This is a genomic window from Pseudomonas sp. GW821-FHT09C10, assembly GCF_059418085.1.
Genome location: NZ_JBWKPE010000011.1, coordinates 106,357 through 122,167 on the forward strand (window position 1 = coordinate 106,357; position 15,811 = coordinate 122,167).

12 protein-coding genes are annotated in these 15,811 nt (G+C 61.9%); 10 read left to right on the top strand and 2 right to left on the bottom strand.

The annotated features are described in order from the left end of the window. Positions 1-4: 4 nt before the first annotated feature. The 10 genes from AC07OT_RS20740 (at position 5) to AC07OT_RS20785 (ending at position 13,016) form a co-directional block, all read left to right on the top strand. Positions 5-1,426 (top strand): N-acetylmuramoyl-L-alanine amidase, encoded by a 1,422-nt coding sequence (locus tag AC07OT_RS20740; RefSeq protein ID WP_092489328.1) that lies wholly within the window; start codon positions 5-7, stop codon positions 1,424-1,426. After that, the gene (mutL, locus tag AC07OT_RS20745) at positions 1,426-3,339 is read left to right on the top strand and encodes a DNA mismatch repair endonuclease MutL (protein WP_495108936.1); all 1,914 of its coding nucleotides are present in this window, start codon (positions 1,426-1,428) and stop codon (positions 3,337-3,339) included. The genes AC07OT_RS20740 and mutL overlap by 1 nt, the downstream gene beginning before the upstream one ends. Then, positions 3,339-4,310 carry a tRNA (adenosine(37)-N6)-dimethylallyltransferase MiaA gene (gene miaA, locus AC07OT_RS20750; RefSeq protein WP_108573628.1) on the top strand — a complete coding sequence of 324 codons (972 nt, stop codon included), beginning with the start codon at positions 3,339-3,341 and terminating at the stop codon, positions 4,308-4,310. Before mutL ends, miaA begins: the two co-directional genes overlap by 1 nt. 94 nt (positions 4,311-4,404) lie before the next feature. Beyond that, a complete protein-coding gene (gene hfq, locus AC07OT_RS20755) occupies positions 4,405-4,665 on the top strand; it encodes an RNA chaperone Hfq (protein WP_003171355.1) in 261 nt (86 codons plus the stop codon). 12 nt (positions 4,666-4,677) lie between these two features. Further along, positions 4,678-5,979 (top strand): ribosome rescue GTPase HflX, encoded by a 1,302-nt coding sequence (gene hflX, locus AC07OT_RS20760; RefSeq protein WP_027604899.1) that lies wholly within the window; start codon positions 4,678-4,680, stop codon positions 5,977-5,979. Between the two features lie 96 nt (positions 5,980-6,075). Next, positions 6,076-7,251 (top strand): FtsH protease activity modulator HflK, encoded by a 1,176-nt coding sequence (hflK, locus tag AC07OT_RS20765; protein ID WP_495108937.1) that lies wholly within the window; start codon positions 6,076-6,078, stop codon positions 7,249-7,251. After that, a complete protein-coding gene (gene hflC, locus AC07OT_RS20770; RefSeq protein WP_010213607.1) occupies positions 7,251-8,117 on the top strand; it encodes a protease modulator HflC in 867 nt (288 codons plus the stop codon). The genes hflK and hflC overlap by 1 nt, the downstream gene beginning before the upstream one ends. Positions 8,118-8,410: 293 nt before the next feature. Beyond that, positions 8,411-9,598, top strand: a complete 1,188-nt coding sequence (locus tag AC07OT_RS20775; protein WP_495108938.1) for an ATP phosphoribosyltransferase regulatory subunit — start codon at positions 8,411-8,413, stop codon at positions 9,596-9,598. A 54-nt stretch (positions 9,599-9,652) separates the two neighbouring features. After that, positions 9,653-10,942, top strand: coding sequence for an adenylosuccinate synthase (locus tag AC07OT_RS20780; RefSeq protein WP_027604896.1), 1,290 nt, complete (start codon positions 9,653-9,655; stop codon positions 10,940-10,942). 139 nt (positions 10,943-11,081) lie between these two features. After that, positions 11,082-13,016 carry a methyl-accepting chemotaxis protein gene (locus AC07OT_RS20785; protein WP_115486399.1) on the top strand — a complete coding sequence of 645 codons (1,935 nt, stop codon included), beginning with the start codon at positions 11,082-11,084 and terminating at the stop codon, positions 13,014-13,016. A 46-nt stretch (positions 13,017-13,062) separates the two neighbouring features. Here the strand turns inward: AC07OT_RS20785 and AC07OT_RS20790 are convergent, their stop codons facing one another. After that, positions 13,063-14,628 (bottom strand): ABC transporter permease, encoded by a 1,566-nt coding sequence (locus AC07OT_RS20790; protein ID WP_495108939.1) that lies wholly within the window; start codon positions 14,626-14,628, stop codon positions 13,063-13,065. Continuing rightward, positions 14,628-15,653 (bottom strand): iron ABC transporter substrate-binding protein, encoded by a 1,026-nt coding sequence (locus AC07OT_RS20795; RefSeq protein WP_495108940.1) that lies wholly within the window; start codon positions 15,651-15,653, stop codon positions 14,628-14,630. Before AC07OT_RS20795 ends, AC07OT_RS20790 begins: the two co-directional genes overlap by 1 nt. Positions 15,654-15,811 lie beyond the last annotated feature (158 nt).

The window sequence follows — 15,811 nt, forward strand, 5'->3', positions numbered from 1 at the left end:
AGGTATGCGCTTTCGCGCGTTGGTTGCTGTCGTAGGGGTGTTGCTTGCGGCAATGACTGTCAATGCTCTGGCTGCTTCACAGGTGAAGAGTGTTCGCCTGTGGCGAGCGCCGGATAACACGCGACTGGTGTTCGACCTGTCTGGCCCGGTCCAGCACAGTGTCTTTACCCTCACGGCGCCCGATCGCTTGGTGATCGATATCAATGGTGCGACCTTGGCCGCGCCGTTGAACGTGTCCACCGCCAACACGCCGATTACCGCCATGCGCTCGGCGCAGCGCACGCCGACCGACCTGCGGGTGGTGATCGACCTGAAAAAGGTCGTGACCCCGAAAAGTTTCTCCCTGGCGCCAAACGCCCAATACGGCAACCGGCTGGTGGTCGATCTGTTCGACAACGCCGCCGATGCCGCGCCGCCGCCGGCGCCAACCCCGGCCGTGGCGACAGTGCCGGCCGTACCGGTCAACCCGTCCCAACCCCAGGTCAAGCTGCCACCGCCGCCGCCAGCACCGGCCGGCAAGCGCGACATTATCGTGGTGATCGATGCCGGCCACGGCGGTGAAGACCCGGGCGCCTCCGGCTCGCGCGGCCAGCATGAGAAAGATGTGGTGCTGGCCATCGCCCGTGAGCTGCAGCGCCAGGTCAACGGCATGAAAGGCTACCGCGCCGAACTGACCCGTACCGGCGACTACTTCATTCCGTTGCGCGGCCGTACCGAAATCGCCCGTAAGAAGGGCGCCGATCTGTTCGTCTCGATCCATGCCGACGCCGCACCTTCGGCTGCCGCCTTCGGTGCCTCGGTGTTTGCTCTGTCGGATCGCGGCGCCACGTCCGAGACCGCCCGCTGGCTGGCCGACAGCGAAAACCGTTCCGACTTGATCGGCGGGGCCGGCAACGTGTCCCTCGATGACAAGGACAAGATGCTCGCCGGTGTACTGCTTGACCTGTCGATGACGGCCTCGCTGACCTCCAGCTTGAACGTCGGCCAGAAGGTGTTGAGCAACATCGGCCGGGTGACCTCGTTGCATAAGCAGCGCGTGGAGCAGGCCGGGTTCATGGTGTTGAAATCGCCGGACATCCCATCGATCCTGGTGGAAACCGGGTTTATCTCCAACGCCAACGAAGCCTCGAAGCTGGCCAGTGCCAGCCACCAGCAGGCCTTGGCGCGCTCCATCAGTGCTGGCGTGCGCCAGTTCTTCCAGCAGAACCCGCCGCCGGGCACCTACATTGCCTGGCTGCGTGACTCCGGCAAAATCGCCCAGGGCCCGCGCGACCATCGCGTGCAGCCCGGCGACACCGTGGCCATGCTGGCCGTGCGTTTCCAGGTCTCGGCCGCGTCCCTGCGCAGCGCCAACAACCTGAAGAGCGATGAGTTGAAAATCGGCCAGGTATTGACCATCCCCGGCACTGAATTGGCGGCACAGTAATGAGCGAATCAGTCTTGAACAGCGGGTCGCGCATTGAATTGCTCAGCCCGCGCCTCGCCAACCAGATTGCGGCGGGCGAGGTCGTTGAACGGCCGGCCTCGGTGATCAAGGAGTTGCTGGAGAACAGCATCGACTCCGGCGCCAAGCGTATCGATGTCGATGTGGAGCAGGGCGGCGTCAAGCTGCTGCGCGTCCGCGACGATGGCAGTGGGATCTCCTCCGATGACCTGCCGCTGGCCCTGGCCCGTCACGCCACCAGCAAGATCCGCGACCTGGAAGACCTGGAGCGGGTGATGAGCCTGGGCTTTCGCGGTGAGGCATTGGCTTCCATCAGCTCCGTGGCGCGCCTGACCCTGACGTCGCGCACCCGTGATGCCGAGCAGGCCTGGCAGGTGGAAACCGAAGGCCGCGACATGGCGCCTCGGGTCCAGCCGGCTGCCCACCCGGTGGGCACCTCGGTGGAAGTGCGCGACCTGTTCTTCAACACCCCGGCGCGGCGCAAATTCCTCAAGGCCGAAAAAACCGAATTCGATCACCTGCAAGAAGTCATCAAGCGCCTGGCCCTGGCGCGTTTCGATGTGGCGTTTCACCTGCGCCACAACGGCAAGACCATCCTCAGCCTGCACGAAGCCAACGACGACGCCGCGCGTGCTCGCCGTGTCGCGGCAGTGTGCGGTGCGGGGTTCCTGGAGCAGGCGCTGCCGATTGAGATCGAACGCAATGGCCTGCGCCTGTGGGGTTGGGTGGGCTTGCCGACCTTCTCCCGCAGCCAGGCGGACTTGCAGTATTTCTTTGTGAATGGCCGCGCGGTACGCGACAAACTGGTGGCCCACGCGGTGCGCCAGGCTTATCGCGATGTGCTGTTCAACGGCCGGCATCCGACCTTTGTGCTGTTTTTCGAGGTCGACCCTTCGGTAGTGGACGTCAACGTGCACCCGACCAAGCACGAAGTACGCTTCCGTGACGGGCGCATGGTGCATGACTTCCTCTATGGCACCTTGCACCGTGCCCTGGGCGATGTGCGCCCGGATGACCAGTTGTCTGCGCCCATCGTGACGGCGGTGGTGCGGCCGAGCGGCCCCGAAGCGGGCGAGTTTGGCCCTCAGGGCGAAATGAGCCTGGCGGCAAACCTGCTGCAATCGCCGCCACCCCAGCCGAGCTATACGGCGCCGGGCTCTGGCTCGGGAGCGGGTTATCAGTACCAATACACACCGCGTCCGCAATCGGCCGTGCCGGTCGCCGAAGCGCAGGCTGCCTATCGTGAGTTCTTTGCGCCGTTGCCGGGTGCCGAGCCGGGCGCAGCGGCCTTGCCGGAAGGTGGCGGTGATATCCCACCCCTGGGCTACGCGTTGGCGCAGCTCAAGGGCATCTACATCCTCGCGGAAAATGCCCATGGCCTGGTGCTGGTGGACATGCACGCCGCCCACGAGCGGATCATGTACGAGCGCCTGAAGATCGCCATGGCCAGCGAAGGCCTGAGTGGCCAGCCGTTGCTGGTGCCGGAATCCCTGGCCGTCAGCCAGCGTGAGGCCGATTGCGCCGAAGAGCATCACAGTGTGTTCCAGAAACTGGGCTTCGAGTTGCAGCGCCTGGGCCCGGAGACCCTGGCGATTCGCCAGATTCCCGCGCTGCTCAAGCAGGCCGAGGCCAACCGGCTGGTGGCCGATGTATTGGCTGACCTGATGGAGTACGGCACCAGTGACCGTATCCAGGCACACATCAACGAACTGCTCGGCACCATGGCCTGCCACGGCGCTATCCGCGCCAATCGCCGCCTGGCCTTGCCGGAAATGAACGGCCTGCTGCGCGACATGGAAAACACCGAACGCAGTGGCCAGTGCAACCATGGCCGTCCGACCTGGACCCAGATGGGCCTGGATGATCTGGACAAACTGTTCTTGCGCGGCCGTTGATGAGTGCCTTGCCCCCCGCGATCTTCCTGATGGGCCCCACGGCCGCCGGCAAGACCGACCTGGCCATCGAGCTCACCAAAGTGCTGCCGTGCGAGCTGATCAGTGTCGACTCTGCCCTGGTTTACCGGGACATGGACATCGGCACCGCCAAGCCTTCCAAAGCGCTGCTGGCGCAGTATCCGCATCGGTTGATCGACATCATCGACCCGGCCGAGAGCTATTCCGCAGCGGATTTCCGCACCGACGCCCTGGCCGCCATGGCGCAAATCACCGCGCGGGGCAACATCCCCTTGCTGGTGGGCGGCACGATGCTCTACTACAAGGCTTTGCAGGAAGGGCTGGCCGACATGCCACCCGCCGATGCCCAGGTGCGCGCCGAACTCGAAGAAGAGGCTGCACGCCTTGGCTGGCAAGCCCTGCACGACCAGTTGGCAGCGGTTGACCCGGTATCCGCCGCGCGCATTCACCCCAATGATCCCCAGCGCCTCAGCCGCGCCCTGGAAGTCTGGCGGGTCAGCGGGCAGACCATGACTGAACTGCGGCTGAAACAAACTGCGCAAAGTGCTGATGCAGGCGCATCTGGACAGTCACAATTGCCCTATACTGTGGCGAATCTGGCCATCGCTCCGGCAAATCGCCAGGTGCTGCATGAACGAATTGCACAAAGATTCACAATTATGTTGGAACAGGGGTTTGTGGACGAGGTCGTAGCACTGCGGTCAAGAGGTGACCTGCATCCAGGGTTACCTTCGATCCGTGCTGTAGGCTACCGCCAAGTCTGGGATCATCTGGATGGCAAGCTGACGTCAGCCGAAATGCAGGAGCGCGGCATCATTGCCACGCGCCAATTAGCGAAGCGCCAGTTCACCTGGCTGCGCAGCTGGAGCGATTTGCACTGGTTGGACAGCCTGGACAGCGACAATCTGTCACGCGCCTTGAAATACTTGGGAACGGTCTCCATATTGAGCTGAGTCCTTGCAATTGCCGTCTATCCTTGGGGGTGTGACGGCCATAAGCTATCTATTTTCCGATTTTTTATTATTGATCCTTAAAGGAGTGCGGCACATGTCAAAAGGGCATTCGCTACAAGACCCTTACTTGAATACTTTACGTAAAGAGAAAGTGGGGGTTTCCATCTACCTGGTCAACGGTATCAAGCTGCAAGGCACGATCGAGTCGTTCGACCAGTTCGTGATCCTGCTGAAAAACACCGTCAGCCAGATGGTCTACAAGCACGCTATCTCGACAGTGGTTCCAGTTCGTCCAATCCGTCTGCCTAGCGCCGCCGGTGATGATGCAGCTGACGCTGAGCCAGGTAACGCCTGATAGGAGTCTCCTTTGTTCTTTGAGCGCCACGGTGGTGGTGAGCGAGTCATCCTCGTTCACTTGGATGGACAGGACCCTGAGGCGCGCGAAGATCCGCAGGAGTTTCAGGAGTTGGCAAATTCGGCCGGCGCCGAGACCGTTGCGTTTTTTAACGTGCCGCGTCATCGGCCAACCGCCAAATTCCTGATCGGCAGCGGCAAGGTCGAGGAACTGCGCGACCTGGTCCATGCCGAAGAAGCCGATCTGGTGATCTTCAATCACACCCTCACGCCCAGTCAGGAACGTAACCTCGAACGTGTATTCGAGTGTCGCGTGATCGACCGCACCGGTCTGATTCTCGATATTTTCGCCCAACGCGCCCGTACCCATGAGGGCAAGCTCCAGGTAGAACTGGCCCAGCTTGACCATATGAGCACCCGGCTGGTTCGCGGTTGGACTCACCTTGAGCGTCAGGGTGGCGGTATCGGCATGCGGGGCCCGGGTGAAACCCAGCTGGAAACCGACCGACGCCTGCTGCGGGTTCGCCTGCGTCAGATCAAGGGCCGACTGGAGAAGGTGCGCAGCCAGCGCGAGCAATCGCGACGTGGCCGTTCGCGTGCCGATATTCCTACCGTGTCCCTGGTGGGCTATACCAACGCCGGCAAGTCCACGCTGTTCAACAACGTGACCAAATCGGACGTGTACGCGGCTGACCAACTGTTCGCTACCCTCGACCCGACCTTGCGCCGTCTGGATATTGACGACCTGGGGCCGATTGTCCTGGCCGATACCGTGGGTTTCATTCGGCACCTGCCCCACAAGCTGGTCGAGGCATTTCGGTCTACGCTCGAAGAGTCGAGCAATTCCGACCTGTTGTTGCACGTGATCGATGCGGCCGAACCGGATCGCATGTTGCAGATTGAACAGGTGATGGTCGTGCTGGGTGAGATTGGTGCCCAGGACTTGCCGATCCTCGAGGTCTATAACAAACTCGATTTGCTTGAAGGCGTTGAGCCACAAATCCAGCGCGACGAGAACGGCAAGCCCCAGCGGGTCTGGCTGTCGGCGCGCGATGGCAGTGGTTTGGAGCTGCTTGAACAAGCCATTGCCGAATTGCTCGGCAGTGATTTGTTCGTCGGCACCTTGCGCTTGCCTCAGCGTTTTGCTCGACTGCGTGCACAGTTTTTCGAGCTGGGCGCGGTACAGAAAGAAGAACACGACGAAGAAGGTGTCAGCTTGCTGGCCGTTCGATTGCCGCGCTCGGAGCTCAATCGGCTGGTCAGCCGTGAAGGCGTAGTACCGACAGAGTTCATCGAACAACACACTTTGCAATAAAAGCCTCCGAAAGCGGTTGTGCCGCAGTAGCAGGCATTCTGTAGCATTGGTCGGCGCGCCGTGGGTGCGTCTTTGCTTTATCAGATGGAGAGCGCTATGGCTTGGAATGAGCCGGGTGGCAACTCGAATAATCAGGATCCTTGGGGTGGTAAGCGCCGCAATAATGGCGACCGCAAGGGGCCACCAGATCTCGACGAGGCCTTCCGAAAGCTGCAGGAAAGCCTGAATGGGTTGTTCGGTGGTGGAAAAAAACGGGGTGGTGACGAAGGTGGTCGCGCCGGCAAGGGCGGCGGCTACGGCCTGCTGGGCCTGGGTCTTGTCGTGCTGGCGGCCGTATGGCTGTACAGCGCCGTATACGTCGTGGACGAGCAGGAGCAAGCCGTGGTGCTGCGCTTCGGCAAGTACTACGAAACTGTCGGTCCTGGCCTGAATATCTATTTCCCGCCGATCGACAAGAAGTACATGGAAAACGTCACGCGTGAGCGTGCCTACACCAAGCAGGGCCAGATGCTGACCGAAGACGAGAACATCGTCGAAGTGCCGCTGACCGTGCAGTACAAGATCAGCAACCTGCAGGACTTCGTGCTGAACGTCGATCAGCCGGAAATCAGCTTGCAGCACGCAACCGAAAGCGCCCTGCGCCACGTGGTGGGTTCCACCGCCATGGACCAGGTGCTGACCGAAGGCCGTGAGCTGATGGCCAGCGAAATCAAGGAGCGCCTGCAGCGGTTCCTCGATACCTATCGCACCGGTATCACCGTCACCCAGGTGAACGTACAGAGCGCAGCGGCACCGCGTGAAGTGCAGGAAGCCTTCGACGACGTGATCCGCGCCCGTGAAGACGAACAGCGTTCGCGCAACCAGGCTGAAACCTACGCCAACGGCGTCGTGCCGGAAGCCCGTGGCCAGGCCCAGCGTATCCTTGAGGATGCCAACGGTTACCGTGACGAAGTGGTCTCCCGTGCCAAGGGTGAAGCGGATCGCTTTACCAAGCTGGTCGCCGAGTATCGCAAGGCGCCTGAGGTGACGCGTGAGCGTCTGTACCTGGACACCATGCAGGAAGTCTTCAGCAATACCAGCAAGGTTCTCGTGACCGGCAGCAAGGGTGGGCAGAACAACCTGCTGTACCTGCCGCTGGACAAGATGATCGAAGGTGGTCGCAGCAGCTCCAGTGCACCGTCCACCGGTTCCAATGCCGCTGCCAATGAAGCGAGCGCCCGTGCGGCCGCTGACTTGCTGCAACAGCAAACACGTACCAGGGAGAGTCGTTGATGAGCAATAAATCGCTGACCGCCCTGATTGTGGGCGTCGTCGTGGTCATCGCTGCCTGGAACTGCTTCTACATCGTGGCTCAGACCGAGCGTGCGGTGCTGCTGCAATTCGGTCGCGTGGTCCAGGCGGATGTCCAGCCGGGCCTGCATGTGAAAGTCCCCTACGTCAACCAGGTGCGCAAGTTCGACGCCCGCCTGATGACCCTGGATGCACCGACACAGCGCTTCCTGACCCTGGAAAAGAAAGCCGTGATGGTTGACGCCTACGCCAAGTGGCGCGTCAAGGACGCCGAGCGTTTCTACACTGCGACCTCCGGCCTCAAGCAGATTGCCGACGAGCGTTTGTCGCGCCGTCTGGAATCGGGCCTGCGTGACCAGTTTGGTAAGCGCACCCTGCACGAGGTGGTGTCTGGTGAACGTGATGCGCTGATGGCGGATATCACCCGTTCGTTGAACACGATGGCGGAAAAAGAGCTGGGCATCGAAGTTGTCGATGTTCGGGTCAAGGCCATCGATTTGCCGAAGGAAGTGAACCGCAGCGTGTTCGAGCGCATGAGCACCGAGCGTGAGCGTGAGGCCCGTGAGCACCGTGCCAAGGGTAACGAGCTGGCTGAAGGTATCCGTGCGGATGCCGACCGTCAGCGTCGTGTATTGCTGGCAGAAGCCTATCGCGAGTCTGAAGAGGCCCGTGGTGACGGTGATGCTCAAGCTGCGGCGATCTACGCCAAGGCTTATGGCCAGGACCAGGAGTTCTACGCGTTCTACCGTAGCCTGCGTGCCTACCGTGAAAGCTTCGCGAACAAAACCGACGTCATGGTGCTGGACCCAAGCAGCGACTTCTTCCGCTACCTGGAAAAGTCCAAGTAACCAGCCCGTGATTTTGTAGGGCGCACTCCGTCGGGCGGCTAAAATGCCTGGCGGGGTGATCCTTTCAGAAAACGGGTGTATGATGCGGCAGCCGGGAAATTCCCGGCTTTTTTGCGTCTGCATGTTTGATTCGGCAGGCGTGACAGGTTTTTCGAGGAAAGTGCCCGACGAGGCCGTTAACAGGTCGTTCGTCACGTCGCTCTTGCGCGTGGTTTATGCAGGGGGCGGGTATTTTCTGCTTCACTCAAGGCTCGGCCGAGGGCTGGCCGCCCGGATCATAGGGGAATGGCGTAATGGCAACGGTAGACCGCTGGCTGCTGCCAGATGGCATCGAAGAAGTACTGCCACCAGAAGCTGCGCGCATTGAAGTAGCGCGCCGCCAGGTGTTGGATCTGTTCCAGAGCTGGGGTTACGAGTTTGTCGTGACCCCCCATATCGAGTACCTGGAATCCCTGCTGACCGGCGCGGGCCAGGACCTGGATCTGCGCACCTTCAAGGTCATCGACCCGCAATCGGGCCGGCAAATGGGGTTCCGTGCCGACATCACGCCGCAAGTGGCGCGCATCGATGCGCACACCCTGCGCCGCGAAGGCCCGAGCCGCCTGTGCTACGCCGGCAGCGTGCTGCATGCTCAACCGCGTGCCTTGTCGTCCTCTCGCAGCCCGATCCAATTGGGCGCGGAGTTGTACGGTGATGCCAGCCCGAGCAGCGACGTTGAAGTGATCAGCCTGATGCTGGCCATGCTGCAACTGGCTGATGTGCCAGATGTCCACATGGACCTCGGTCACGTGGGTATCTACCGTGGCCTGGCCCGTGCGGCCGGTTTGTCCGGTGAAGCCGAGCAACAGCTGTTCGATGCCCTGCAGCGCAAGGCGATCGATGAAGTCATCGCCCTGACCGCTGGGGTGCCTGCGGATCTGGCCGAGATGCTGCGTGCACTGGTCAACCTGTGTGGCGGCCGTGAAGTGCTGGTGGCTGCACGTGAACGCCTGGCCAAGGCGCCAGCGCCGGTGTTGGCTGCACTGGATGACGTGCTGGAGATTGCTGAGCGGTTGTCGGCACGGTTCCCGCAGTTGCCGCTGTATTTTGATCTGGGCGAGCTGCGCGGTTACCACTACCACACCGGTGTGGTGTTCGCGGTGTTTGTACCGGGTGTTGGCCAGGCCATCGCCCAAGGTGGTCGTTACGACGACATCGGCGCCGATTTCGGTCGTGCGCGTCCGGCCACCGGCTTTTCCACCGATTTGAAAACCCTGGTGACCCTGGGGCGTGCTGAGGTCGAGCTGCCGTCTGGTGGCATCTGGATGCCCGACAGTACGGACGCAGCACTCTGGCAGCAGGTTTGCCAGTTGCGCAGTGAGGGTCAGCGTGTTGTCCAGGCATTGCCTGGGCAGCCATTGGCCGCCGCCCGTGAAGCGGACTGCGACCGGCAATTGATTCTGCAGAACGGGCTTTGGCAAGTATCGCCACTGGCTTCTTGAGTTTTCCTGCCGGCCATCGCCGGCACCAAGTTTGCGCGAATGAGGACAAGTGTTATGGGTAAGAATGTCGTAGTCCTGGGCACCCAATGGGGTGATGAGGGCAAAGGCAAGATCGTTGATCTGCTGACCGAACATGCTGCCGCCGTAGTGCGCTACCAAGGCGGTCACAACGCTGGCCACACCCTGGTCATCGACGGCGAAAAAACCGTCTTGCACCTGATCCCGTCGGGCGTCCTGCGCGAAGGCGTGCAGTGCCTGATCGGCAACGGCGTCGTGGTTGCACCGGATGCCCTGCTGCGCGAGATCACCAAGCTGGAAGAGAAAGGCGTACCGGTGCGCGAGCGTCTGCGTATCAGCCCGTCCTGCCCGCTGATCCTGTCCTTCCACGTCGCGCTGGACCAGGCCCGTGAAAAGGCCCGTGGCGAGCTGAAGATCGGTACCACCGGTCGCGGCATCGGCCCGGCCTACGAAGACAAGGTCGCACGTCGTGGCCTGCGTGTGGGCGACCTGCTCAACATGCCGCGCTTTGAAGACAAGCTGCGTGAACTGGTGGATTACCACAACTTCATGCTGGTGGGTTACTACAAAGAGCCAGCCATCGAATTCGACAAGACCCTGGCCGAGTGCAAGGAATACGCTGAGCTGCTCAAGCCGCTGATGCTGGATGTGACCGCCGAGCTGCACGACCTGCGTCGCGCCGGCAAGGACATCATGTTCGAAGGCGCCCAGGGTTCGTTGCTGGACATCGACCACGGTACCTACCCGTACGTGACCAGCTCCAACACCACTGCTGGCGGCGTTGCGACTGGTTCGGGCGTTGGTCCTATGTTCCTGGACTACATCCTCGGCATCACCAAGGCCTACACCACCCGTGTAGGTTCGGGCCCGTTCCCGACCGAACTGTTCGACGAAGTCGGTGCGCACCTGGCCAAGCAAGGTCATGAATTCGGCGCGACCACCGGCCGTGCTCGTCGCTGTGGCTGGTTCGACGCCGTTATCCTGCGTCGCGCGATCGATGTGAACAGCATCTCGGGCATCTGCTTCACCAAGCTGGATGTACTCGACGGCCTGGAAACCATCAACATCTGCGTCGGCTACAAAGATGCCGAAGGCAAGGACGTTGCCCCGGTTGACGCCGACAGCTACGTGGGCCTGCAGCCTGTGTACGAAGAAGTGCCGGGCTGGAGCGAGTCGACCGTGGGTGCCAAGACCCTGGAAGAGTTGCCAGCCAATGCCCGTGCCTACATCAAGCGCGTTGAAGAGCTGATCGGTGCGCCGATTGATATTATTTCGACGGGCCCGGATCGCAACGAGACCATCGTTCTGCGTCATCCGTTCGCTTAATAAGCTATTGATGTAAAAAGCAAAGGGCTCCTTCGGGAGCCCTTTGTCGTATCTGCATGCCAAGCGGCACGACCCTTGCTATGTTTCTTTCTTTCGCGGTGCTATCAAATTAATGGCACCCGTGGTGGAGGGATTCCCGATGTCTGCCGTTCTCTCATTGTTACAAAGCCGTCTGTTGCGGCCGGTGTTCGTTACCCTAGGTATCGCTCTTTTGGTGCAAGTGCTGGTGGCGGTCGCTCTCACCCGGAGCACAGTCACGGCGCTGGAGGCCGATTTAGGCAATCGCCTGGGCATCGACAGCCAGAAGCTGTCCGGTGAATTGGCCCAGGCCGGCAAGGAAGTCACGTCGAGCCTGGACAGCTTGTCCACCAGTACCCGTCAGCGTCTGACCGCCGGGCTTTCCGAGCGCCTGCAGGCAGAGCAGAAACAGTTGCGTGCGACCCTGGAAAAAGACCTGCAAGACTCCGCCAACGATATGGCGCAACTGCTGGCCTCGGTGGCGCCCCGCGCCATGTGGGACAGCGATGTGCCAACGCTGTCCGAGTTTGCCCGACGCGCCCAGCGCAATCCCAACGTGCTGTTCGTGGTTTATGACGACGCGGCGGGTGAGCACCTGACTCGTTATCTGAATCGCGAAAATCCGATCAACAAGGCGTTGCTGGAAAAAGGCCAGGGCGATCGCGCCCTGGACAAAGTCCTGAACGCCGCGAAGAACGATCCTTCGGTGTTCTACGTCGAGGCGTCCATCAGCCCTAACGGCGTGGAGATTGGCAAGGTGCTCATGGGGGTGTCGACCGCGTCCGTCGAGGCCGATCTGCAAGCGCTGGACAAGCGTTTTGCCGCACTGATAGCCAGCGGTGATCAGTTGGTCGGCGACAGCCTCAAAGGTGCGGCGGCGGATAGCGCGGCGGCCATGGGCGCTCGCCTGCAGTCGGCGCAAGCCACTGCGACCCAGATGACCGTCAACACCACCGGCGCCGTGCAGGAGGCTGCCGGCACCTTGCGTTGGCGCATCGGTATGGGGCTGGCGCTGGTCGGTTTCGGCGTATTGCTGCTGATCGCCGTGGTTCTCGGTCGTCGTGTGGTCAATCGCCTGAAACTGCTTATCGCGGCCATGGATGACCTGGCAGCAGGCGAGGGCGACCTCACCAAGCGCGTGCAGATCAACAGCAAGGACGAAATCGGCGACATGGCCTCGGCGGTCAATCGCTTTGTGGATAAGTTGCAACCCATCGTGCGCGAGGCGGGCGATGTGGCCCAGCGTACCGGCGTGGAAATCGGCGCCATGACCTTGCGCAATGCCGGCGCCGATGCGGCCGCTGGCTTGCAGCGTGATGAGGTGGCGGAGAGTTTGCGCGCGCTGTCGCAAATGGCCGACGAGGCCCAGGCCGAAAGCCACGCCATGCAGGCGGCGTTGCAGCAGGTGGTGGATATTCGTCAGGCGACGGACGAGAACTCGCGCACGTCGGCCGAAGTTGGCAGTTTGATCGAGGCGTTGGCGGGGCAGGTCCAGGCCGGGTCTCAGGTCATCGAGCGCCTGGCCCAGCAAAGCGAGCAGATCGAAGTGGTGCTGACGGTCATCCATGGTATCGCCGAGCAGACCAACCTGCTGGCGCTCAACGCGGCCATTGAAGCCGCGCGTGCGGGCGAGACCGGGCGGGGCTTTGCGGTGGTAGCGGACGAAGTACGCGCGTTGGCCAGTAAGACCCAAAGTTCTACCGGCGATATCCAGGCCCATATCGTCGCGTTGCAGCAGGGCGCGCGGGAGGCAGTGGAAACCATCGGCAAGGCCGGGCGCCAGGCCAACGAAGGTTTGCTGGTGCTGCGCGACAGCGTGCGCTTGCAGCAGACGGTGCAGGCCTCGGTGGAGCAGGTGCATGCAGCGATTGGCCTGGCTACCCGCGCCGCCGAGCACCAGGCCCAGGGCGCCCATGCGGTACGAGGCCGTGTCGAGGTGATCCATGCCCAGGCCGAGCGTGCGGCGCAGGCGGTGGTGGAGACTACCGCCAGTGGCAAGGTGCTGGATGGGTTGGCGGCGCAGTTGAAGGCGAGCTTGGGGCAGTTCCGGGCTTAGCGTCGTCTGTTCTGGTCTCATCGGGGGCTTGCCCCCGATAGCGATCTCAGCGGCTCAAGTACATCCGAGTTGTCAGCAGATAGACCGGCAACCCAGACACCACTATCAACAACGCCGCATAAGGCGCCGCCGCCGCAAACTCCACATTCGAGGTGTGCGCCCACACGGCAGTCGCCAAGGTATTCAGCCCGGTGGGGCTGAGCAGCAGCGTCGCCGTCAATTCCTTCATGGCGTCCAGGAACACCAGCGCAAATGCCGCACCCAATGCCGGAAAAATAATCGGCAGCGTCACTCGGCAAAACGCACTGAACGACGATGCCCCCAGCGTGCGTGCAGCCTCTTCCAACTGCGGTGCGGCTTTGTTCAAGGCCGTGCGGATCGGCGCCTGGGCCAATGGAAGAAACAACAAGGCATAGGCGATCAGCAGCAACGCCGACGTCTGGTACAGCGCCGGCACGTAATGCAGGGCGAAATACACCAGTGTCAACGCAATCACCAGGCCGGGCAGGGCGTGCAGCAGGTACGGCAGGCGCTCGGCCCAGATTGCCAGTCGGCCCTTGTAGCGCACCACCAGCAGCCCCACCGGTACCGCCAGCGCCAGGCACAGTGCCGCGCCACCCAGCGACAGCATCAGGGAGGACAGCAATGCCTCGCCAATCTCGGCCATTGGAAATGCCGCCGAGGAACCTACCGCCAGCCAATAGCCGAGCATGCCCAAGGGGATGCCGCTGCCGATGATCGCCAGAGCCAGGCAATACACCTGGCCCAGTGGCGCCCATTTGCCCAGTCGCACCTGCTCCCCATGCCGCGCCGCGCCCTGGCCGATGCGCACGTGCCGGCCCTTGCCGCGCACGCGCAGTTCCAGCCACAGCAGGGTCAGGCACATCACCAGCAATACCGCCGAAAGCATCGCGGCATTGGCATTGCTGAATTCCAGCTCGAATTGCTGGTAGATCGCGGTGGTGAAGGTTTGCAGGCCGATGATCGACAGCGCGCCGAACTCCACCAGCATATGCAGGGTAATCAGCAGTGCCCCGGCCAGCAGCGACGGCCACAGCAAGGGCAGGGTGATGCGCAGGAATATGCCCCAGCGATTCAGCCCCAGGGTGCGGGCCGATTCTTCAAGGGAAGGGTCCAGGTTGCGCAAGGTTGCGGCCACTGGCAAAAACACCAGCGGGTATTTGGACAGGGTCATCACCAGGATCGCGCCGCCGAGCCCTTCGAAGTGGGCGCTCAGGGATACCCAGGTGAAGCTGCTGACAAACGCCGGCACCGCGAACGGCAGGCACAGGACCACACCCCAGAGGCGGCGCCCTGGCAGATTGCTGCGTTCCAGCAGCCAGGCCAGGGACAGACCGATCACGCCGCACGCCACCGTCACGCCGACCATCAGCGCCAAGGTATTGCGCAGCAGCCCGAACACATAGGGGCGCCAGAGCAGATGCACCGCCTGCTCCCAGCCCGCTTGCCAGGCCTTCAGCCCGACATACACCAGTGGCAATAGGCTCAGGCCAACCAGTAGCAGGACGGGGAGCAGCAGCCAGATCGAAGGGCGCTTGCGGCGCGGGCTGAACCCCCCGCGCAGGGCGGGTGTGGGTAGCGATGGGTTCATCAGTTCAAGCCAACCTCACGTTCCAGGTCCAGGGCTTCTTCTGCGTTGCCCAGGTCGGCAGGTGTGACTTTCGGCGGCTGCAGTTCGCTGAAGGGCTTGAGGCCGCGGTTGGATTCCATGCCTTTGCGCAGCGGGTATTCGGCCGAGGTCGTGGTAATCACGCGCTGGCCTTCTTCGCTGGCCATGAACGCCAGCAGTTGCTGGGCTTCTTTGGGATGCTTGCTGGATTTCAGCGCGGCCGCCGAAGACACGGTGATCAGGCCACCGGCATCGCCATCGGTGAAGTAGTGCAGTTGGGAATCGAGGTTGGTTTTTTCTTTCTTCAGGGCAAACCAGTAGTAGTTGTTCACCAGAACGGTGGCTACTTCGCCGTTTTCCACGGCCTTCAGGGCGACCATGTTGTTGCTGTACACCTTGCCGAAGGCACGCAGGCCGGTCAGCCATTCTTCGGCGGCTTCACGGCCGTGCAGCTTGATGATCGCCACGGCCTGTTCCTGGAAGGCGCCGCTGGTAGGTACAAAGCCGACCTTGCCTTGCCACTCGGGGCCGGCGAAATCCAATACCGACTCGGGCAGGTCTTTCTCGGCAATCAGTTTGGGGTTGAAGGCTACGACGCGGGTGCGTGCGGTCACGCCCATCCAGTCGCCGTTACGGCCGACGTACTCCTTGGGCAGGACGTCGAGCGTGCCCGCATCGATCTTGGCCAGCAGGCCTTGCTCGCCAAGTTTGTTCAGTGGCGGCGATTCCTCGGTGTAGATCACGTCGGCAGGGGAGCGGTCGCCTTCCTCCACGACTTGGCTGGCCAGTTGGTTGCTGCTGCCCTTGCGTACGTTGACGTGAATGCCGGTCCTGGCTTCGAAGGCCTTGGCGAGTTCATCGCCGACTTCTTTGTGTTGGCCGTTGTACAGGGTCAGGGAGACTTTGTCGGCGGAGTAGGCGGCGGGGGAGAGTAGGGTCAGGCCGAGCAGAGTGATGGTCAGGCCACGCAGAAGGGATGTCTTGAGACGGGTATCGCGGATCATCATCCGGGGTTTTCCTCACTTGAGTGCAACAAATCATTGCAAGGATAAACGATAAAACTTCTCAAGTGCGCCGAAGAGGGGAAATTGCTGGTGGAGTTTTCAAACCCCGGAAACGAAAAAACCCGCTTTCGCGGGTTTGATCTGAATTTGGTGCCCAGGAG